General features: G+C 55.8%; 14 protein-coding genes and 1 pseudogene. 5 read left to right on the top strand and 10 right to left on the bottom strand.

Annotation, left to right across the window (positions count from 1 at the left end):
* Window positions 1-95 precede the first annotated feature (95 nt).
* Window positions 96-1,127: a hypothetical protein gene (locus WJU16_RS05510; protein WP_341837322.1), complete on the bottom strand. Its 1,032-nt coding sequence runs from the start codon at window positions 1,125-1,127 to the stop codon at window positions 96-98.
* A gap of 290 nt (window positions 1,128-1,417) precedes the next feature.
* Here WJU16_RS05510 and ppsA point away from each other — a divergent pair, with 290 nt between their 5' ends.
* The 5 genes and pseudogenes from ppsA to WJU16_RS05535 all read left to right on the top strand — a co-directional run bounded on the left by ppsA (window position 1,418) and on the right by WJU16_RS05535 (window position 9,917).
* Window positions 1,418-3,850, top strand: a complete 2,433-nt coding sequence (gene ppsA, locus WJU16_RS05515; RefSeq protein WP_341837323.1) for a phosphoenolpyruvate synthase — start codon at window positions 1,418-1,420, stop codon at window positions 3,848-3,850.
* Window positions 3,851-3,862: 12 nt separating this feature from the next.
* Window positions 3,863-4,761, top strand: a pseudogene (locus WJU16_RS05520) (SMP-30/gluconolactonase/LRE family protein).
* A gap of 12 nt (window positions 4,762-4,773) precedes the next feature.
* Window positions 4,774-5,625: a fumarylacetoacetate hydrolase family protein gene (locus WJU16_RS05525; protein ID WP_341837325.1), complete on the top strand. Its 852-nt coding sequence runs from the start codon at window positions 4,774-4,776 to the stop codon at window positions 5,623-5,625.
* Between the two features lie 26 nt (window positions 5,626-5,651).
* Complete coding sequence (locus WJU16_RS05530) at window positions 5,652-8,486, top strand: FAD-binding and (Fe-S)-binding domain-containing protein (RefSeq protein ID WP_341837326.1); 2,835 nt, start codon at window positions 5,652-5,654, stop codon at window positions 8,484-8,486.
* Window positions 8,487-8,498: 12 nt separating this feature from the next.
* Window positions 8,499-9,917 (top strand): Glu/Leu/Phe/Val dehydrogenase, encoded by a 1,419-nt coding sequence (locus WJU16_RS05535; protein WP_341837327.1) that lies wholly within the window; start codon window positions 8,499-8,501, stop codon window positions 9,915-9,917.
* A gap of 67 nt (window positions 9,918-9,984) precedes the next feature.
* Here WJU16_RS05535 and WJU16_RS05540 read toward each other — a convergent pair whose 3' ends face one another.
* The 9 genes from WJU16_RS05540 to WJU16_RS05580 all read right to left on the bottom strand — a co-directional run bounded on the left by WJU16_RS05540 (window position 9,985) and on the right by WJU16_RS05580 (window position 21,395).
* On the bottom strand, window positions 9,985-11,331 hold the full coding sequence (locus WJU16_RS05540; protein WP_341837328.1) for a hypothetical protein: 1,347 nt from the start codon (window positions 11,329-11,331) through the stop codon (window positions 9,985-9,987).
* Between the two features lie 10 nt (window positions 11,332-11,341).
* Window positions 11,342-12,868, bottom strand: a complete 1,527-nt coding sequence (locus tag WJU16_RS05545; protein WP_341837329.1) for a hypothetical protein — start codon at window positions 12,866-12,868, stop codon at window positions 11,342-11,344.
* A gap of 26 nt (window positions 12,869-12,894) precedes the next feature.
* Window positions 12,895-14,460: a hypothetical protein gene (locus WJU16_RS05550; protein ID WP_341837330.1), complete on the bottom strand. Its 1,566-nt coding sequence runs from the start codon at window positions 14,458-14,460 to the stop codon at window positions 12,895-12,897.
* A 31-nt stretch (window positions 14,461-14,491) separates the two neighbouring features.
* On the bottom strand, window positions 14,492-15,121 hold the full coding sequence (locus WJU16_RS05555) for an SGNH/GDSL hydrolase family protein (protein ID WP_341837331.1): 630 nt from the start codon (window positions 15,119-15,121) through the stop codon (window positions 14,492-14,494).
* A 29-nt stretch (window positions 15,122-15,150) separates the two neighbouring features.
* Window positions 15,151-15,915, bottom strand: coding sequence for a glucose 1-dehydrogenase (locus tag WJU16_RS05560; protein ID WP_341837332.1), 765 nt, complete (start codon window positions 15,913-15,915; stop codon window positions 15,151-15,153).
* A 17-nt stretch (window positions 15,916-15,932) separates the two neighbouring features.
* The gene (locus WJU16_RS05565) at window positions 15,933-17,354 is read right to left on the bottom strand and encodes a sugar porter family MFS transporter (protein WP_341837333.1); all 1,422 of its coding nucleotides are present in this window, start codon (window positions 17,352-17,354) and stop codon (window positions 15,933-15,935) included.
* Between the two features lie 32 nt (window positions 17,355-17,386).
* A complete protein-coding gene (locus WJU16_RS05570) occupies window positions 17,387-18,961 on the bottom strand; it encodes a hypothetical protein (protein ID WP_341837334.1) in 1,575 nt (524 codons plus the stop codon).
* A 142-nt stretch (window positions 18,962-19,103) separates the two neighbouring features.
* Window positions 19,104-19,997: an AraC family transcriptional regulator gene (locus WJU16_RS05575; RefSeq protein ID WP_341837335.1), complete on the bottom strand. Its 894-nt coding sequence runs from the start codon at window positions 19,995-19,997 to the stop codon at window positions 19,104-19,106.
* Window positions 19,998-20,090: 93 nt separating this feature from the next.
* A complete protein-coding gene (locus WJU16_RS05580) occupies window positions 20,091-21,395 on the bottom strand; it encodes an aspartate aminotransferase family protein (protein WP_341837336.1) in 1,305 nt (434 codons plus the stop codon).
* Window positions 21,396-21,403: the final 8 nt, after the last annotated feature.

Below are 21,403 nucleotides of genomic sequence, written 5' to 3' on the forward strand. Positions count from 1 at the left end.
TACAGAATTACGTGCATAGTCAGGCGCACCGGGCGCGCCCGGCGGAAATGGGGATGTGTGGTTTTAACCAGTGTAGAGAAACGGACCCGTGCGAATTAAAGCTGCGGCAGCGGCGCCGGCAATGCGATGGCGATCTGCCCGTTGTCGCACTGTACAATGATTTTCCTGTCTGTTATCCTGATGTCGTTTACGGCGGTCATATATTCTTCCGTTTTCACGAGAAAGGCTGCATACCGGGAGGTGATGTGCTCCCCTGCCCCGAGGAACCGCACTGTCTTCTCCCCGAACAATTCCGACCTGCCGGATTGCAATATTTCATCCAGCGGCGCGTGGATACCACTGGTGCCGAATTCCAGTCCGCGGTAAAGCATCTTTCCATTTTCAGCATGCTGCCAGCAATTGATCCACGGGAAATCCGCCCGCGGCCAGATGTAACCGATCAGCAACCTGTCCGCCGGAGACCAGGCGGCCAGCCAGCCGAACGACGCGCCTGGTTTTACGATAAATGAAAAAACATGATGATCGGGCAGATGGGAAAACCCCAGGTCCACCGCTTCCCCCGTTCCCGTTTGGCCCACCGGCCATTGCGAACGGACGGCCGTATCTGCTTCCTGGCAAATCCCCGCGTCCGCATTGGCGAACACGCGCGTGCCTTCATGCAGGAACGGCGCGGCGATGGTCGGGTGCTGCACCATATTATACCATCTCCCGGCAACACCTACGTTGGTGACCGTTTCATTTACAAAAAACACCGGCGCGCTTTCATCCAGCGTCACTTTCCGTTCCACCTGCAGCTTTTCCACCGGGCTGATGGCCCGCATGCGTACCTGCGTATCGCTGTACGGCGGCAACACCTCCCATTGGCGGACGAAGAAATCACCGTGCTTGATGGCCCCTGCCGCGCGCTCAGCGGCAGATGGGTCTCCCCAGCGGCCCAGGCACAAAAAGTGCCCCTTGAACGCCGCTTGTCCACAAGCGGAGGCAACCCCATCCAGGGGATACATAAAACTCAAAGGATTCAGTCCTTCCTGCCGTAAACGGAAATTCGTAAAAGCACCGCCGCACGCGTCTATCTCCAGTATACTCCGGCTATTGCCCAGCCGTATGGAATTTGGTTGAATGTTCATGGTGATGGTATCGAAACAAAAACGGCCACAGAACCAGCAACACTAAATTACTGATATCACAAACGGAATATGTCGTGATATTAGCGGAAAGTATCAAATAGTTACCCGCCCGTTTTTCCCGCCGTAAAGAAATGTAATTTTTACACCGTACGCTGCTGCCCTGCTGCATTTCGAAGCTTTACGGAAGGGAGGTAATATGTCGATAAAGATTGACAACATACATACATTAACGCGATCCAATCGCCCCTAATTTTGAAATAAATTGATTCAAAATTATGCATGCTGATAAAATGATACTGGATTTAAATAGTGTGGGTATCAACGACATTCCTTCCGTGGGAGGGAAAAACGCGTCGCTCGGTGAAATGATGCAGCACTTGTCAGGCCTGGGCATCTGCATCCCCGGCGGCTTCGTCATCACCGTGGAAGCGTACACCCAATTCATCGTCCAGAATCAGTTGGACAAAAAGATCAGGGACCTGATCAACGACATCGATCACGACAATGTGGAATCGCTGCGCCGCGCGGGCCTCTCCGTGCGCCAGCTCATCCGGAACAGTCCCTTTCCCAAGGAGCTGAGTGTGAAAATCATCGATGCCTACTACACTTTATCCCAATCCTACGGCCAGGAAACCACGGATGTGGCCGTCCGGTCTTCCGCTACCGCTGAAGATTTGCCCAACGCCTCCTTCGCCGGCCAGCAGGAAACTTACCTGAACGTGCGCGGCCCCGCAGCGCTGATGGACGCCGTGCGGAACTGCTTCGCGTCGCTGTTCACAGACCGCGCCATCAGTTATCGCAGCACTTTCGGTTTCGATCATTTCAAGGTGGGATTATCGGTTTGCATACAAAAGATGATCCGCAGCGACCTGGGCAGCGCCGGCGTCGCCTTCTCGCTCGATACCGAATCCGGATTCAAAAACGTAGTGGTGATCAATGGTTCGTACGGACTGGGAGAAATGGTGGTGCAGGGAAGTGTATCGCCGGATGAGTTCATCGTCTTCAAGCCGAAACTGAAAGAAGGGTTTCCTTCCATTCTTGAAAAGAAAATCGGAGTGAAAGACCAGATGATGGTGTATGGCGATAATCCCGACGAACGTGTCAAAACCATCCCGGTAGATAAATCCAAGCAAAACCAATTCTGCCTGAACGACGCGCAGATCCTGCAGCTGGCGGAATGGGTATGCATCATTGAAGGATATTACTCCAATCTCCGCGGCCACTGGTGCCCGATGGACGTGGAATGGGCCATCGACGGCCTCAGCGGGAAGCTCTTCATCGTACAGGCCCGCCCGGAAACGATCCATTCCCGGAAAGACGCGGCGCTGCTCGTAGACTATAAGCTCAGCGAAGATTTCGACGGTCAGCAACCGATCCTGAAAGGCATTGCGGTGGGGAACAAAATCGGGTATGGGCCGGTGCACATCATGTATTCGCTCGACAAGCGGATCGGAGAACATTTCGAGTTCAGGAAAGGCAGCGTGCTGGTAACCGACATGACCGACCCCGACTGGGAACCCATCATGAAAATGGCATCCGCGATTATTACCAACAAAGGCGGCCGCACCTGTCACGCGGCGATCATCGCGCGGGAGCTGGGCGTTCCGGCCATCGTGGGCTGCGGCAACGCCACCGAAATCCTGACAGACAACCTGGAAGTAACCGTTTCCTGCGCCAGCGGCGAAGAGGGCGAGGTATACAAAGGTAAACTGGCATATTCCCTCGTGGAAACCAATATCAAAGACATCCCGCAGGTGGATACCACGATCCTTTTCAACGTAGCGTCGCCATCGCAGGCGTTCCATATCGCGCATTTACCCGGCAAGGGCGTGGGCCTGGCGCGCGAGGAATTTATTATCAACAATTATATCCAGGCGCATCCGCTGGCGCTGATGCACCACGCCTCGCTCAACGATGCGGAACTGACCGCCAGGATCCAACAGCTGACGAAAGGTTTTGACGGCGGCGAGCATTTCTTCATCGAAAAGCTTTCTTACGGGATCGGCAAAATCGCCGCGGCTTTCCATCCATCGCCGGTGATCGTGCGGTTCAGCGATTTCAAAACGAATGAGTATTACAATCTCCTCGGCGGCAAATATTTCGAACCGAAAGAAGAAAACCCTATGCTGGGCTGGCGCGGCGCTTCGCGCTATTATTCGGAAACGTACAAGAAAGCCTTCGGGCTGGAGTGCCACGCCATCAAAAAGGTGCGCGAGCAAATGGGGCTGGATAACGTGATTGTGATGATCCCGTTCTGCCGGACGGTCGAAGAGCTGTTCGCGGTGTATAAGGTGATGGAGGAATACGGGTTGAAGCGCGGCGAAAACGGTCTGCAGGTCTATCTTATGGCCGAAATCCCTTCCAACATCATCCTGGCTGACGAGTTCGCCAAACATATCGACGGGTTCTCCATCGGCTCCAACGACCTCACGCAACTGGTACTGGGCCTCGACCGCGATTCCTCGCTCGTAGCGAGCATTTACAACGAGCGCAACAACGCGGTGAAAGAAATGATCATCCGCCTGATCCAGGCGGCGAAAAAGGCGAAGATCAAAGTGGGGATCTGCGGGCAGGGGCCTTCCGACTTCCCGGATTTTGCGCAGTTCCTCGTGGAGCAGGGTATCGACACATTATCCATCACCCCGGATTCGTTCCTGAAAACCAATGCTGCCATTCATAAAATCGAAACCGAAAGCCGGAAGAAGCGGCCTCAGCACACCTAAAAGCCAAGTCATATGATTACAACAACAAGTGCGCAACCCTGCGAAGTGGTGGTGCCGCATTGTTGCCTGCTGGGCGAAGGCCCGGTATGGGACGAAAAAACAAGCACCATTTGCTGGGTCGATATACTGAACGGACGGATACACACGTATCACCCCCCGGAAAACTCCACCATACCCACCAGGTTGACAGCCTGGTGGGCGCCATCGCTATCTGCGAAAACGGTGATTTCATCGCCGGCCTGCGGGAAGGTATTTCGTTTGTCGGCAGATCGAACGGCAGTATCCGGCTCCTCCATCACCCGGAAGCGCATTTGCCGCAGAACCGCTATAACGACGGGAAATGCGATCCGGAAGGGCGTTTCCTCATCGGCAGCACGGCGCTCAACCATAAAAAGCAGGCAGGGAATCTCCATCTGCTTGATCACGACCTGCAGTGTACGACGCAATTGCAAGGGATCACCATGTCGAACGGCATGGCCTGGAGCCCCGATGGCTGCACGTTTTATTACATCGACACACCAACCTTCGAAGTGGCGGTGTTTGATTACGATACCGCAACGGGGCGAATCGGCCCCAAACGATCGGCGTTCCCCATTCCTGAGAAAGAAGGCCTCCCCGACGGCATGACGATAGACAACGAAGGCATGCTCTGGATCGCGCATTGGGACGGCTGGCAGGTGGCCCGCTGGAACCCGGTTACCGGTGAAAAGCTGTACAGCTTCCGGCTGCCGGTAGCGTTTGTCACCTCCTGCACATTCGGCGGCGAAAACCTGCAAGACCTCTACATCACTTCCGCCAGCATCGGCCTCAACGAAAAACAACACGACGAACAACCCCTGGCAGGTTCGCTGTTCGTGATTAAAAACTGCGGATTCCAGGGGATGAGCCCCGCGGTATTCCGCCACCACTAAACCGAATTCAACATGAAACTCATACGCTTCGGCAACCCGGGCAACGAAAAGCCCGGTATTCTCCTGAACGGGGAACGTAAAGACCTGTCGCATGTTTTCCGTGACTGGGACAGCGCCTTCTTCCGCAACGACGGGCTCGGCAAACTGCGCAGCTTCCTGGAAACGAACGGCGCCCAATTGCCTGCCGTGGAAGACGGCGCCAGGTGGGCATCCTGCGTAGCGCGGCCGGGGAAAGTGCTTTGCATCGGGCTGAACTATTCCGACCACGCGAAAGAAAGCAATATGGCCATCCCGGCCGAGCCCATTCTATTCCAGAAAGGCTCCAACACCGTGGTGGGGCCCTATGATCCTATCCTCATCCCGCGGAACAGCAAAAAAACGGATTGGGAAGTAGAGCTGGGCGTGGTACTGGCGAAGGACGCGCGTTATCTGTCCACCGTAAAAGAGGCGGAATCATACATCGCAGGTTACTGCATTTCGCATGACGTGTCGGAAAGGGAATTTCAGCTGGAGCGGGGCGGGCAGTGGACCAAGGGCAAGTCCTGCGACAATTTCAACCCGCTCGGGCCTTACCTGCTTACGAAAGACGAGGTTTTCAACATCCATAACCTGTCCATGTCACTCAACGTGAACGGCAAGCGGATGCAGACAGGCAATACCAACGCCATGATCTTTGACTGTTATCACCTCATCCAATATCTCTCCCAATTCATGACGCTGGAAGCCGGCGACCTTATCAACACCGGCACCCCGCCGGGCGTCGGGCTTGGCATGAACCCGCAGCAGTTTCTCCGGGAAGGCGATATCGTGGAAGTAAGCATCGACGAACTGGGGGAGCAAAAACAGGTTTGCATCCCCGCCTGACCATCGTTCGCCATTAAACAACAGACATGCTCAGTGAATTGAGAAAAATCCTGCCCGAACGGCTGATCCGGGACAGGTATATCGACCTGGTGTCTTTCGCTTCCGACGCCGGATTTTACCACCTCGTTCCCAAAGCCGTGGTGCAACCGGAAACCGAGGAGCAGATCACCTTGCTTTCCAGGTTTGCGCGGCGCCACGGGATCCCGCTGGTTTTCAGGACAGGCGGCACGAGCCTTTCCGGCCAATCCATTACCGACGGGATATTGGTAGACCTCAGCCTGCATTGGAAGAAAATATCCATCGAAGACGAGGGCGCGCGGGTACGGGTGCAACCGGGTATCACCGGCGCCATGGTGAATGCTTACCTCAAAAAGCAGCAACGGAAAATCGGGCCCGACCCTTCCAGCATCAGCGCCGCCATGATCGGCGGGATCCTTTCGAACAACGCCAGCGGCATGTGTTGCGGAGTGAAGCAGAATTCATATCACACCGTCCGGCATCTGCGCTTCATGCTGCCCGACGGCAATTTTTTCAATACCGAGAATGAATCAGATTACGCGCGGTTCGAAACAGCCTGCCCGGATTTGTGTGGCACGTTGAAAGCTATCCGGCGGGATATTTGGGCCGATGCTTTGTTGTTCGAAAAGATCCGGAAGAAATACCAGGCGAAAACGACGATCGGATATTCCCTGAATGCATTCATCGACTACGAACATCCGCTCGACATCCTGGCGCACCTGCTTATCGGTGCGGAAGGAACGCTGGCATTCATCGCGGAGGCTGTTTTGGACACCGTGCCGGACTATCCCCACAAAGCCACAGCGCTGCTGTATTTCCCGACCATCGCCGCCGCCTGCGAGGCCATCCGGCCGCTGACCGATCTGGGGGCGATGATGGTGGAACTGATGGACAGGGCTTCGCTCCGCGCCGTTGAAAACCTGGAAGGGATGCCCGCCATCGTCAAAACCCTGCCGGATGCGGCCACAGCGCTACTGATCGAATTCCAGGAAAACAGTCCGGAAGCGGTGGACCGAAGAGTGGAGGCCTTCCTGGCGCAGGCGCCGCAGTTATCGCTCCTCAACACCCCCATCTTCACGACCGAAGCCGGGGAACAGCAGTTTCTCTGGAAAGTCCGGAAGGGCCTTTTCCCCGCGGTGGGCGCGGTGAGGGCCAGCGGCACCACGGTGGTGCTGGAAGACGTGGCGTTCCCCATCGAAAAGCTCGGTGAAGCCATCGCGGATTTGCAGGCGCTGTTTCGGCAGCACCGGTACGAGAACGCCATTATTTTCGGCCATGCGAAAGACGGGAATATTCATTTCGTGGTGACGCAGTCCTTCAATTCGCAAGTCGAAATCGACCGCTACGACGCCTTCATCCGGGACGTAGTGGACATGGTGCTGCGGCACGAAGGCACTTTAAAAGCCGAGCACGGCACCGGACGGAATATGGCGCCATTCGTTGAAACGGAATGGGGCGGAGATGCTTACGCGATCATCAAACGGATAAAAAACGCCGTGGACCCGCAAGGGATCTTCAACCCGGGCGTGATCGTCAACGATGATCCCGATGTGCATATCAAAAACCTCAAAAGCCTGCCCGCCGTGGAATCGGAAGTGGACCGGTGCATCGAATGCGGCTATTGCGAACACCGGTGCCCCAGCCGCGACCTCACGGCCACGCCGCGCAGGAGGATCGTTCTGCGGCGGGCGCTTAAAAACCTGGAGCTTTCGGGCGACAAGCGGCAACACCGCGCGCTGGCAAAAGCATTCCGTTTCGAAGGCCTGGATTCCTGCGCCGTGGACGGCTTATGCGCCACTGCCTGCCCAGTCGACATCAATACCGGCGACCTGGTCAAACGCCTGCGGCGCGAAAACCACTCCCCTGCCGCGAATACACTCGCGCTGGTAATTGCGCGGCAGTTTAAATCGGTGGAATGGATGGTAAGAAACGCACTTCGATTGGGGGCGAAAATCAACGCCACCTTCGGAAGCGGCACCATGACCGGCATAACGCAACTACTCCGCAAAGCGATCCCCGCATTGCCCGTTTGGCCGGCGGATGCGAGGCCGCCGGCGAAGTTGCGCCCGAATATACACACATCAAATTCCGGTAAAGCCGTCGTCTATTTCCCCGCCTGCATCTCCCGGGCGATGGGCACTTATGCAGGAGAAAAGAAAGATTTGATGGAAACATTCGGCAGCGTTTGCGCCAAAGCGGGGATCGACATGATTGTTCCCCGGGATATTTACGGTAGCTGTTGCGGGCAAATCTTCTCTTCCAAAGGATTCTTGCCCGCGTACGCCTTTACCGCCCGCAAGATCATGCGGCAATTATGGGAAAGCACCCGCCAAGGCGCGCTGCCGGTGGTAACGGACGTCAGCTCCTGCGCCTACACCCTGAAAACGATGCGCGGTGTACTGGATGAAGGCGACCAATTGCGTTTCGACCAGCTGACCATCCTCGATTCGGTGGACTTCCTGCACGACATGGTGGTGCCCGTGGTGGGCGCGCGTGCCAATACGCGCAACATTGTGCTGCATCCCGTTTGCTCGCTTGAGAAAATGAAAACGCAGGATAAATTCATTCGGGTGGCGCGGCACTTCGCGAATCAGGTGACAGTGCCCAAATCCGCCGGATGCTGCGGCATGGCGGGCGACCGTGGTTTCCTGTTCCCGCAGCTGACGCTGTCGGCCACGCTGCAGGAAGCCAGGGAAGTACAAAGCGGCACGTTCGACGGCTGCTATTCATCCACCAAAACCTGCGAGATCGCCCTATCGGAAGCCGTGAAAGCGAATTACATGTCGATACTATATCTGGCCGACGAAATGATGATCCCCCTTCACAACACCGACGTACAATAAACTACATCAACAATGACAGCAAACGAGCAAGGCTTTATGCAAAGCGTGGGTAACTGCTTTGACAAAGCCGCGGAATTTACAAACTGGGACCCCGGCATCCTGGCACAGATCAAAGCCTGCAACGCTGTGTACAGCATGAAATTCCCCATTCGCCGCGACAACGGGCAGATTGAAGTGATCGAGGCATACCGGGCGCAGCATTCGCAGCATAAAACGCCCAGCAAAGGCGGCATCCGTTTTGCTGCCGAGGTGAACCAGGACGAGGTGATAGCCCTCGCATCTCTTATGACTTACAAATGCGCCATCGCCAACGTGCCCTTCGGCGGCGGGAAAGGCGGCATCAAAATCGATCCGGGAAAATATTCGGTGGAAGAACTGGAGCGGATCACCCGGCGGTATACGGCGGAGCTGGTCCGGAAGAACTTTATTGGTCCGGGTATTGACGTGCCCGCGCCGGATTACGGCACTGGCGCGCGGGAAATGGCGTGGATGGCGGATACTTTCCAGGGATTGCACCCGGGCGAGATCAACGCTTTGGGTGCGGTGACGGGCAAGCCCCTGGCCCAGGGTGGCGTCCGCGGCCGCAAGGAAGCTACGGGGCTGGGCGTGTTTTACGGGTTGCAGGAAATCTGCCGGATGCCCGCCGTGATGCAACGCATCGGCCTGGAACCGGGGATCGCGGGCAAGAAAGTAGTGGTGCAGGGATTGGGGAACGTGGGTTACCACGCCGCGAAATATCTCCAATCGGCAGGCGCTATCATTGTCGCCATCGCTGAGTTTGAAGGCGCGATTTACAACGAAAACGGCCTTGACGTGGATGCCGTATTTGCACACCGCAACGCCACGCGCTCTATCCTGAACTTTCCTTCCGCCAAACATTTCCTTAACACTTCCGAAGCACTGGAATACCCCTGTGACATTCTCATCCCCGCCGCGCTGGAAATGGTGATCACCATCGGCAACGCGCACCGTATCCGGGCGAAAATCATCGGGGAAGCGGCTAATGGGCCGGTGTCATCGGGCGCAGACGAGATCCTCGCCAACAAAGGCTCACTTGTAGTCCCCGATATTTACCTGAACGCGGGCGGCGTTACCGTTTCCTATTTCGAATGGTTGAAGAACCTGAGCCATGTGCGGTACGGCCGGATCGAGAAACGCTTTACAGAACACATGAACACGCGGATGATCGAGCAGATGGAGGAACTTTCCGGCAAACAGATCAGCGCAGCCGCGCGCCAAAGCATCCTGTACGGCGCCAACGAAACCGACCTGGTGTACAGCGGGCTGGAAGAAACGATGATCGCAGGGGCCAGGGAGATCATGGACGCCTGGGAGGCTAACCCCGCCATTCCCGACATGCGGACAGCTGCATTTGTGGTGGCGATCAATAAAGTGGCCACGGCGTACAGTGAGCTTGGCATCTTTCCCTGAACTTTTTCCCCACAACAGGAAAAGCCTTGCAGATGCAAGGCTTTTTTAATGTACTCATCGTTGCCTGTTAATTTTTGGATATTGATGCGTCATCTTTTATTTTGATATCTTCCAAACGGCTGCGGAGCCTTTCGATATATTTATCGGGCGCCTCCGGCAAGGGAAACCCCGGCTGCGGGTTTGCGCGGACTGTCAGCAGCGCCTGCAGGGCCTGGCTAGCGTCCTTCAAATCGCAATCAAATTTCTTCACCTGGTATTTTTCAGGAATGCTGGCTTCCCAGGTGCTGCGGTTCTCAATAAACCGGATGACCTGCTCCAGCGAGTGTTTCGAAGTGCTATCGGCGATGAAGCCGGCGAATTCGCTCACCGATTGTTCCGGCGTCCGGGAAGGGTCCTGGCAGAACATTCCGAAGGCGTACACATTCATGGCCTCAATTTCGGAACCTGGACCGTCGGTAAAGCTGAAGATCCCGTTCAACCCCGCGTTCCGTGCATCGGAAACGATCCGGTGCAGGTAACGGGTCTCCGCCTGGGTGGGGTGTTTCTGCCCGCTGTATCCGGTGTAGCCGTCGTCCACTTCATCGATGAGGAAATGCGCCCATCCCCACAAATGTTTCACACCGCGCGCCTTCAGCTTTTCGACATCGGCGGCCACGGGATATGGCTCCGGATCGCGTTTGGCGTCCGCATAAGCTTTGAAAGCCAGGGAGCGGTAATAATTATGCAAAGGGAATTCGATGCCGCAATCTTTGGTTATGAAACGCTCGTTGGTGGCGATCATCTTTCCGTAAGCCACTTCCTTGTCCCAAAAATCGACGTAAAAGGGGTTGATCGTTTTATCATCCCAATGGGTGACGGCCCAGATATTGGCGTTGTAGAAAGCCTGGGGCGCTTCCTTCCTGACGATCGCCTGCACTTTACCGGACATCTCCATCCATTTTTCGATGCCGCTGCGGCCCAGGGGCACAGGCGCACCGCCGGGATCACCGCCGAAGAACGAAAAGAAATCCGCCTTCGACAGCAACTTCACGCCTGTGGCAATATCATCGAGGCGCATGGCCATCGAATCTTTGCTATTCGGGTTGAAAGTATCCCACCATTGCAACGGGTGGGGAGAAATATTCGACTGGATGATGACGCCCACTTTGAAGCCGGCACGCTGCGCATCCGCGATGCCCTTCGCTATACGTTCGTAAAACGCCGCGTGTTCAGCCCTGGGCAGCGATACAGCGATATCGATAAATTGGAGGGTATTGTACCCACAGGCTTTCCAGAAGCGATAATGCTGCTCCCCCGCAGGATGGAAGGCATATAAACCCACCGTGGGAATGCCTGCTTGCTGCTTTTGCTGCGCGCAGGCATTCCATACGCCGGAGATGCAAATCAACAAGACAAATAATGCTATGTTTTTCATATAACTGCAGCTATTTCGTTTTCAAATCTGCCAAAGTCGATTTCATGGCGTTGAGGAGCCGGGGCGTGTAGGTCTGCACCTTTTCATAGGCATCGGCCGTGCGTTCGGCCGGCGTGGCGCCATCGCCGCGCTCCCACCAGGGCTGGTCCGACAGGAAGGGCTGCAGGTGCGCCAGGGGAAAGGCTTTCAACGTCTCCGTCATGGCCGGCCAATGCCAATAGCTTTTATAGCCGTGCCTTTGCTGCCATCCATCCGCCGATGCGATAAATTCCGTGAATGCTTTCATGTTCTCCGCCGAACGGATGTCTGCGTTTTTCGCCAGCATGTCCCGCAAGGTAAACAGCGACGCCGTCATCCGCAGTTGCGCGATCAGATCCCCGACGAACCGCTTTGGATCGCCGAAGAGCAGGCCGCTTAATTTGCCGGGCTTCAGCTTTGTTTGCTGCAGGCGAGCCAGCTGCTTTTCGGCGGCTTTAATCCGCGCGATATCCGCGCCTTGCAGCGCTTCCCATCCGGCAACGATGGCATCCCCCGCCCCACCGATCAGCTGGTTGGCGAAAGCGATGTAATCAGCACGTTCCGCCGGCAGGCCCGCTGCGCCTCTTGCAAAAGCGAACGTATTGGGCAGTTGCATGCAATGCGTTTGCGCGTTGCCGAAAACCCCGCGGCTGCCTTTGCGCGTTCCCGCATCGTGGGCGCCAGGGCCGTAATTTGTCATCGGGAAAGATGGCTCCCCCTCGATGGCGCCGTAGTTATACGCCAGCACCCGGTCCTGCATTGTGGAATCGATCTGTGCACCGTAGCCCAGCCAATGGGTCGCGATGCCCCAGGGGTCTATGCGCTGCCGGTTGATCAGGGAAAGCGCATCCTGTATTTCGGATTGCTGCCCCATTTTGAAGTTCCCTGTGGCGTGGAATCTTCCATAAGACTCCCAGCCCGTCCAGGCCCAGTAATAGATTTCAATGCCCGGCCGCAGGCGGTCCAACATCCGCCGGTGCGCCGCCATGAGGTAGGCGAACTCGATGTTGGTGGAATTGGGGTAACCGCCCGGGTCGCTGTCGATCATGAAAATCCCGTCGCATTGCCGGAGCGGGCCCATCAGCGTTTCCCGCCACGACATCAGCTTACCCAGCTGCTGCGGATCGCCGGGGTCGATGTATTCATCCACACCATACACCGGCCGGTTTTCAAATGTGTATTGCGCCGCCAATTCGTTTTTCGCGCGGATGTTCGGGCACAGTACCACAAAAGCCTTCATGTTAAATTCCCGGTGCGCCAGTTCGATTATCGCTTTTGTTTTCTCCAGCTGGCGCTGATCGCCCGGCGTGAGCGGCTCGGGCATCGTTTCGAGCATGGGCCAGATCAGGATGCTGTTGTATCCCAGATGCCGGAGCCCGCCGAGGTAATTGCGCCAATCGTCCAGCGTCCACGTCCGCGCGGCGTATGGATGGTTGTAGGACCAGCCCAGGTGGATATACATCCCCCGTAACTCATTTACCTTCTCCTGTGCCGCCACGGGATGGAAGCATATTATCATCCAACAGGCAATTACCAGGCGCCGGATCATGGCTTTTGATTTTCCATTTCCTGCAATGCCACTTTCATGGATTTGATCAGGCGGGGCGTATAATCCTCCAACCGCGCCATCCCGTTTTTCACTTTATCAAAAGGCGTTTCCCCTTCATCACTTACCCAGGTGAGGGTGGCGAGGGTAGCGTCGAGTTGTTTTGATTTGAGTTTCGCCAATGTTTCCTGCATGGCCGGCCAGTACCAGTGATTGCTGTATCCGTGCGTGCCCTGCCAGGTTTCTGTGGCGGCGATAAAGGCTGCCAGTTTCTTTTTCACGACAGCCTGCTGCGGCGTTCCGTTTAATGCTGTTTTCAGTTCATGCATCGCGCTGACAACGCGAAGCTGCAGCACCAGGTCGTTCACGAACCTCGCGGGATTCCGGAATAGCAGCCCTTCGAGCCGGCCGCTTTTCAGCGAAGCGGGTTTCAGGGCGGTAAGGTTCCTGATGCAATTGTTCATTCTCGCCACATCTTCGCCCTGCAGCGCTTCCCAGCTATCCACGATAAGTTTTCCCTGGCCGGGTATGAGATCGTTGGCGAATGTGATGTAATCTTCGGTGGCAACGGGTTTGCCCTGTGCGCCCCTGGCAAAGGCGAATGTGTTCGGCAACTGGATGCAATGCGTTTGCGCGTTGCCCATCGTGCCGCGTTGCCCGCCGTTCTTACCGCCGTTGTAGGCCCTGTCGCCGCCGTAGAGGGTGAACGGGAAAGAAGGCTCACCTTCAATCGCGCCGTAGTTGTAGGTGATGACGCGGTTCCCCATGCCGAGGGAGTCCGCAATACCCGGACCGTAGCCGCTGCCCACACCCCAGGGCTCCATGCGCTGGCGGGAAAGCAGGCTGATCGCGTCCATGATTTCGGAGGGCTCGCCGCGCTTCAGTTCTCCCGTGGCGTAAAAATGCCCATACGACTGCCAGCCGAAGTTGGCCCAGTAATCTACCTGGATACCTTTGCGCAGGCGGTCCAGCATTTTACGATGGGCTTGCAGCAGGTACACGAATTCCATGTTGGTGGAGTTGGGATAACCGCCGGGGTCGCTGTCGATAATCGACATACCATCCGCTTTTGCCAGCGGCCGGAACAGCTCTTCCCGCCATGCCATCAGCTTACCGAATGCCACAGGGTCTCCGGGATCCACGCGCTCGTCCGTATGGAAGAAAGGCCGCTTCTCGAATGTATATTTCCTACCTTCTTCGCTTTTGGGGGAAACATTCGGACAAAACACAATGGTAACCCGCATATCGTAGTCGGCATGCGCCATATCGATCACTCTGGCGATCTTTTGCAGGTTGGCTTCATCGCTGGGCGTCAGCGGGTTGGGCATAATTTCCAGCATGGGCCAGATCAGGATGGAATTAAATCCCAGTTTATGAATGCCATCCAGGTAACCTTTCCAGTCCTCCAAAGACCAGGTTCTGGCAGCGTAAGGGTTGTTGTAAGACCAGTGCTGGTGGATGTACATCCCTACTTCCTTCCTGTTCGCGTTTTGCTGTGCTTTCACCTGCGTGACCAGGCACATCGCCATGAAAGCGATCAATGATAATCTCAACTGTAACTTCATCTTGCAATATTTTTAAACTGATTTGTTCTGATTATTGATAGCTGCGTTCTATGGCTTTCTCCAGCAGCGGCCGCATTTTTTCGTATCCCGCGCGGTTGGGATGAACGCCATCCCCCGTCAGAGCCCTATCCAGCCCTCGTTGCGCATTGGCCAATACGGGAAAATAATCCACATATGGAATCCCTTCTTCCCGGCAATAATTACTGATTTTATCGTTCAGTGCGGCGATGAGCGGCACGGGCTTCACGGATTTGCAGCAGGCATATTCATAGGCGGGGATCACCGAGCACAGGATTACGCTGATACCGTTGGCTTTCGCCAGCGCGGCCATTTTCACGATATGCTGGAATATCGAATCAACTGGCAAATGTCCACCAAGTCCCGCGATATCGTTGGTACCGCCGAGGATCACCACTGCATGGGGATGCAAATCCAGCACATCCGCCTGGAAGCGCGCCAGCATCTGGCGCGTCGTTTGCCCGCCGATGCCTTTATTGATGAAAGGCTTGCCGGTAAAGAATTCCGGCATCAGGGCCTGCCAGCCTTGCGTGATGGAATCGCCCATGAAAACAACGGGCTTTTTCCGTTCCTCTGCGCGCTTCGTTGCCGCGCAGCCCAGCACCAGGCAGCACAACACAACCCATGTAAAACGGTAAGTCATAAATATTGGATATTAACATTCGGCGCCGGCTAATGCATCATCCAGCCGCCATCCGCATTTAAAGTCTGGCCGGTTACAAAATCGCTGTCGGCGGACGCCAGGAAAACGAACACGCCAACGATATCGTCCGTTTGCTGCCGCCTGGGGATGGCCTGCGCCCCGAGCAGGAATTCTGTCGCTTTTTCCTGGGCTTCCTTCGAGCCCACTTTCTCCAGTTCCGTTTCGGTAAGCACCGCGCCAGGTGTGATACAGTTGACCATAATATTATCGGCGCCCAGCTCCCGGGACAGCGCCCGCGTGAACCCGATCACCGCGCCCTTGGACGCCACGTAATGCACATAATTCCGTGTACCGGCGAAAAAAGTGACCGACGACACGTTAATGATCTTTCCATATTTCCTTTGCTGCATATAGGGATAAACGGCTTTGGCGCAAACGAACTGCGACCGCACGTTGTTGGTCATCACCCGGTCCCATTCCGCGACGGTGATCTCATGCCAGGCTTTCCGGGGGTCGATAGCGGCGTTGTTCACCAGGATGTCGACTCCGCCGAAGCGGTCCGCCGTTTGCCGGACCATCCTTTCCACCGCTGCTTCATCGGCCACATCCGCCGCGATGGCGATGGCTTCACCGCCCTGCGCGGTGATCTGATCCACCACCTCCGCCGCCAGTTCGGGATGCGCGAGGTGATTCACCACTACTTTCGCACCTTCCGCTGCGAAACGCAGCGCCACCGCTTTGCCGATGGACTGCGCCGCACCGGTAATTATGGCCACTTTATCTTTCAATCGCATATCAAGTCTGTTTAGTATTAAACTTTCCGCTGGCGGTCGCGCCAGAACTCACTTATTTTCTCCAGGCTGAGGCCTTTGGTTTCGGGCACCATTTTCCAGGAGAACAATGCGCAGGCTGCGCAGATCGCCGCGAAGATCCAGTACACGCCGGCGGCGCTGTCGAAGGTTTCAATGAACCATTCCGTCAGCATCGGGAAAAACTGCGCGGTTACGAACGACGCGGCGTACAGGAAGAAGCATACCACAGCCAGCGCTTTGCTGCGGATACGGTTCGGGTAAATTTCCGACACGATTACCCAGCTGAGCGGCGCCAGCCCGAGTGTAAACGATCCGGTTCCGATAAGCATCGGTACGAGGGTGAACATCGGCGGCCAGTGCATTTGCAGGTTAATTGCCATAATGATATGCCCCAGCGCCATGAGCAACACGCTGGTAATCAGCAGCCCGCGGCGGCTGAAGCGCCGGATCAGGCCGAATGCCAGGATGGTGGTCAGTAAAATAAGCAGATAGATGGGAATGGAACTGAGGATGGCATTGGAGCCCACGCTGATACCGGATTCCGCCAGGATGCTCGGGGCATACATCAGCATCATATTCACGCCGTTGATCTGCGAGAATATCATGATAACGATCCCGATGAACAAAGCCGTTTTGATACCCGGCTGGAACAATTCCCGGAAAGCGCCCGTCTCTTGTTTCAGTTCTTTTTCAATTTCCTTCATCTCCAGCTCGCTTTGCTCCGGCCCGTTGATCCGCGATAAAACCTTCAGCGCTTCACCGATACGGTTGCGCGCCGCCAGCCAGCGCGGGCTTTCGGGGATCAGCAGCAAGCCTGCGATGAGCAGCGCCACCGGTACTGCCTGCGCGGCAAACATCCAGCGCCAGCCCCATCCTTCGAAGGAAAAGACATAACTGGTAATCACCGCCAGGTTGATACCGATCACATTCGACAGCTGGTTAACGTTCACCAGCACGCCTCTCAGGTGCGGCGGCGACAATTCCGCGATATAAATCGGCGACGACATCATCGCCAGGCCAATACCCACGCCGCCGAAGAAGCGCCATACCGCGAAGTCCCATATTCCGCTGGCGGCGGCGGTTCCTATGGTGGATATCATAAAGAAAAACGCGGCCAGCATCATGGTTTTGCGTCGTCCCAGCCGCTCCGTGAACCACATGCCGAACAGCGGCCCCGTTACCGCGCCCAGGATCGCACTGCTGACGGCGAACCCTTTCATGGCGGCCGACAAATTAAAATCCGCTTCCAGGAAAGGCAGCGCGCCGGCGATCACCACCAGGTCGAATCCGAACAGGAATCCGCCGATGGATGCCACCAGCACGATGGCATAAATATATAACCTGCCTGCCTTCGGGACCGGAGCCCGCTTTCTGCCCGGGTCCTGTTCTATCGTGTTGACCACTATATTGCCGTGAGCCATATTGCTTGTTGATTGTAGAAGTTATAAAAATTTTACCTGCCGCCCATTTCCGCAAGCGCCTGCCGCATAGCTGCCAGAAGCCTCGGCGTGAAGGATTCCATGCGCGCCAGGCCGTTTTTCACCCGGTCGAATGCCGTGGCGCCTTCCTCACTGGTCCAGGTATGCGTGTCCAAAGTGGCATTGATCGGCGCCAGATTCAGTTTGCGCAGGGTGGATTCCATTTGCGGCCAGTGCCAGGAATTGCTATAACCATGTTGACCCTGCCAGGCGGATGCTGCGTCCACGAAACCCGCCAGCGCCTTCTTTTTGGCCGCTGCGTTTTTGTTTCCGTCCACAACGGCTTTCAGTTCATACAGCGATGCCGCCATGTTCAGTTGCAGCGCCAGGTCGCGCACAAACCCCGCGGGGTCGCCGAACATCAGTCCTTTCAGCGGCCCGCCCTGCAATGCGCTCTTCGGCATGCCCGACAATTGCTTCGCGGCTTTGCGCATGCGCGCGGCGTCTTCGCCCTGCAGCGCTTCCCATCCTTCCACGATATTCTTCCCGGCGCCGGGAATGAGCTCATTGGCGAAAGCGGTGTAATCTTCCTTCTCCACGCTTTTCCCCTGCGCACCACGGGCAAAGGCAAACGTATTGGGCAACTGCACCACATGCGATTGCGCATTGCCCAGCACCCCGCGTTTGCCGCCCCTTTTTCCGCCGCCGGAAGCGCGGTCGCCGCCGTAAATAGTGAGCGGGAACGCCGGCTCGTATTCGATGGCGCCGTAAGGGAATGCCAGCACTTTGTCCTGCATCCCGATCGGGTCGGCGAAGTTATCGTCGAAGCCGCTGTTGGCCACGCCCCAGGGCTCGTAATGTTGTTTGGCGAGCAATTGCATCGCTTCGCGGATTTCCTCAGGCCCGCGTTTCACGAGTTCGCCGGTAGCGTAGAAGTTACCATAAGACTCCCAACCGAAGTGCGCCCAGTAATTGATTTCGATACCCGGACGCAGGCGATCCAGCATCCGGCGGTGCGCGCCGAGGATATAAATGAACTCCATGTTGGTAGAATGCGGGTAACCGCCGGGGTCGCTGTCGATCACAAAGAGCCCGTCGGCCTGCGCGAGTGGTTTGAACAGCCTCTCGCGCCATTCCATCAGTTTACCGAAAGCGATGGGATCGCCGGGATCTACCCGGTCGTCGGTATGGAAAAAGGGCCGGTCTTCGAAGGTGTATTTACGTCCCTCTTCGCTTTTGGGCGAAACGTTGGGGCAGAATACGATGGATACCCGCATGTTGTAATCCTGGTGCGCCATATCGATCACTTTCGCGATTTTGGCCAGGTTGGCTTCGTCGCTGGGCGTGAGCGGGTCGGGCATGATTTCCAGCATGGGCCAGATGAGGATGTAATTGTATCCCAGGCGGTGGAGGCCGTCGAGGTATCCTTTCCAGTCTTCCAGCGTCCAGGTGCGGACGGCGTAGGGATGTTTGTAGGACCAGTGCTGGTGCATGTACATGCCCAGTATTTTTTCCGTTGTAGCCGGCTTTGTGGCGGCGGTTTGCGCGGATGCGCCGTGCATGGCAATAACAGCCCAGCAAGCGATAAATATCTTTATTGCTTTGATCATAACGTTCCGTATAAATAAAAGAAAAAATCGCTAACGCTTGTGCGTTAACAGGTGGCTGGTTAAAAATAATGTGTCAGGAGAAAAATAAATGTCATGTAATTAACCGGAATTATCACTTTGTTACCCCCCTCGATGGATGTGTTTAACATTGGTCCGCGCACTTGGCGATGCTGCATTTGTACTGGTAAGGACTTTGGCCGATGCGTTCCCGGAAGACCTTGCAGAAGTGGGAATTGGAATTGTACCCGCACAGGCTGGCGACTTCGGAAATCGGTTTATCCATTTCGATCAGCAGTTTGCAGGCATGCGCCATGCGTTGGTCTACCAGGTATTGCAGGAACGTCTTTTTCGTCTTGTTCTTGAAAAACCGGCAGAACGAAGGCACTGTCATGCAGGCGACTTCCGCCACCTGTTCGAGGGTGATTTGTTCATGCAGGTTGAACTTGATAAAATTGATCACTTCCAGCAGCCGGTCCGAGTGCGAAACCGGTTCTTCCACGTCTTTATTGATGATCAGGTTTTTTTCCGCGGAGATGGAAATAATATTCATGATTTGCAATAATTCCAGCACTCTTTCGAAGCCGGTTTTGGAAGACAGGGCGATAAGCTTCTCCGCGATTACGTTCCGTGTTTCCCCGAAGATATTGATGCCTTTGGAGGCTTGTTTGATCATTTCGCGGATGGCGTCGAATTCGCTGACGAAATCGAACATCTGCTGGAATATTTTCGGGTTGATGTACACGGTGATGACTTTCGAACGGAGGTTGGACCCTTCTTCGTAGAACACGGGATCGCTGAGCCAGATATGTGGGACGTTGGAACCGATGAATACCATATCTCCCGGTTCGAATGGCGCGACTTCGTTACCGATGATCCTTTTGCCGAAGCCTTCCAGGATGAAAGTCAGTTGCAGTTCAGGATGCTTGTGAAACGACGCCTGTTCGTTATTCAGTGAAGACAGGAAAGGTTGATCCCTAAAATCCAGGTACAGAGAATTGTTGATAAACGGAGTGATTTCGGTTTGTAGCAGCCTCATGTCCAAAAAGATTGGTATACACCTAAATATAACATTTTATTTTTGGTATTCCGACATACTATTCCATTTTCCGGCAGGAGGAAGCGGCCGTTTTCACAACGTCGCCATTACGTCGGACGCCGCAGCCACGGCGCGCTCTATGTCTTCCCCGGTATGTGCGGTGCTGATGTACCATAATCCCCTCCCGATGACCCTTACTTTCCGGTCGTGCAGCCCTGCGATGAACTTGCCGAGCTTCGCTTTGTCGTATGTAAAAGTATCCCGGTAATCCCTGACCTGTTCCAGATGGGTGAAACCGGTGTTGAACATAGGGCCCGGTCCTTGCACCAGCATCGGTTGCCCGTGGCGTGCCGCCGCTTCGCGCAGACCATCCATGAGCCGGTTGCCCAGTGCGAACATACGGTCGTAAGGCTGTTCCTGCTCCAGCACCTCGATCGTAGCCAGCGCGGCGGCGATGGTGGCGTTGCTGGAGTTCATCGTGCCGGCGTGGATCACCTTCGCGCTTTCGATCAGGCCCATCCATTCGCGCTTGCCCACGATGGCGCTGATGGGGTAACCGCTGCCCATGGCTTTGGCGAAGATGGACATGTCCGGCGAAATGCCGAAATACCGTTGCGCCCCTCCGATCGACAACCGGAAGCCGGTAATCACTTCATCGAAGATCAACGCAATACCGTATTGGTCGCATAATGCGCGAAGCCCTTGCAGGAAGCCCTCTTGCGGTGGAATGCACCCGCTGTTGCACATTACCGGCTCGGTGATGATCCCGGCGATTTCGTGGTGATGCGATGCGAGTTTCGTTCTCAGCAGGTCAAGGTCGTTCCAGGGCAGGATGATGAATTCGTTCCTGGCCTGTTCCGGCAAGCCGCCCGACCAGGGCCAGGCCACCGGTTCTTCACGGGGGCCGAGCGATGCCGCGTCCGGCGCGGAGATTCCCCAGGCCACGTTATCGAGCCAGCCGTGGTAATGCCCTTCAAAGCGGAGGAATTTTTGCTTCCCTGTTTTCGCCCGCGCCACCCGGAATGCCGTTTGCACCGCTTCCGACCCGTCGAGGCAAAAACGCATCAGCTCCGCCGATGGCACCAGCGCCGATAGTTTTTCCGCCAGTTCGATCTCCCGGATGTGCTGGCCTGCGAAGAGCTGGCCCGGTTCCGAATATTCCGTGACCGATTTGAGCACATGCGGATGGGAGTGCCCCAGGATCAGGGGGCCCTGGCTTAACGTAAAATCCAGGTACTCGTTGCCGTCCACGTCGTACACGCGGCTACCTTTGCCATGCGTGTAAAATATAGCGTGGGGGTGGTTGTACTTCCGGAATTCGGAAGACACGCCGCCCGCCAGCACCTTCTTCGCCCGTTCCAATAATTTTGCTGATTCAGTATATGCTATGCGCTCCATTCGTAGAT

Origin of the sequence: Chitinophaga pollutisoli, from assembly GCF_038396755.1 — a bacterium.
Classification (GTDB): domain Bacteria; phylum Bacteroidota; class Bacteroidia; order Chitinophagales; family Chitinophagaceae; genus Chitinophaga; species Chitinophaga pollutisoli.

Bases quoted from the DNA above. Each gene is read 5' to 3' on its own strand.
- WJU16_RS05510 (WP_341837322.1), bottom strand. From the start codon at position 1,127: ATGAACATTCAACCAAATTCCATACGGCTGGGCAATAGCCGGAGTATA.
- ppsA (WP_341837323.1), top strand. From the start codon at position 1,418: ATGATACTGGATTTAAATAGTGTGGGTATCAACGACATTCCTTCCGTG.
- WJU16_RS05525 (WP_341837325.1), top strand. From the start codon at position 4,774: ATGAAACTCATACGCTTCGGCAACCCGGGCAACGAAAAGCCCGGTATT.
- WJU16_RS05530 (WP_341837326.1), top strand. From the start codon at position 5,652: ATGCTCAGTGAATTGAGAAAAATCCTGCCCGAACGGCTGATCCGGGAC.
- WJU16_RS05535 (WP_341837327.1), top strand. From the start codon at position 8,499: ATGACAGCAAACGAGCAAGGCTTTATGCAAAGCGTGGGTAACTGCTTT.
- WJU16_RS05540 (WP_341837328.1), bottom strand. From the start codon at position 11,331: ATGAAAAACATAGCATTATTTGTCTTGTTGATTTGCATCTCCGGCGTA.
- WJU16_RS05545 (WP_341837329.1), bottom strand. From the start codon at position 12,868: ATGATAATATGCTTCCATCCCGTGGCGGCACAGGAGAAGGTAAATGAG.
- WJU16_RS05550 (WP_341837330.1), bottom strand. From the start codon at position 14,460: ATGAAGTTACAGTTGAGATTATCATTGATCGCTTTCATGGCGATGTGC.
- WJU16_RS05555 (WP_341837331.1), bottom strand. From the start codon at position 15,121: ATGACTTACCGTTTTACATGGGTTGTGTTGTGCTGCCTGGTGCTGGGC.
- WJU16_RS05560 (WP_341837332.1), bottom strand. From the start codon at position 15,915: ATGCGATTGAAAGATAAAGTGGCCATAATTACCGGTGCGGCGCAGTCC.
- WJU16_RS05565 (WP_341837333.1), bottom strand. From the start codon at position 17,354: ATGGCTCACGGCAATATAGTGGTCAACACGATAGAACAGGACCCGGGC.
- WJU16_RS05570 (WP_341837334.1), bottom strand. From the start codon at position 18,961: ATGATCAAAGCAATAAAGATATTTATCGCTTGCTGGGCTGTTATTGCC.
- WJU16_RS05575 (WP_341837335.1), bottom strand. From the start codon at position 19,997: ATGAGGCTGCTACAAACCGAAATCACTCCGTTTATCAACAATTCTCTG.
- WJU16_RS05580 (WP_341837336.1), bottom strand. From the start codon at position 21,395: ATGGAGCGCATAGCATATACTGAATCAGCAAAATTATTGGAACGGGCG.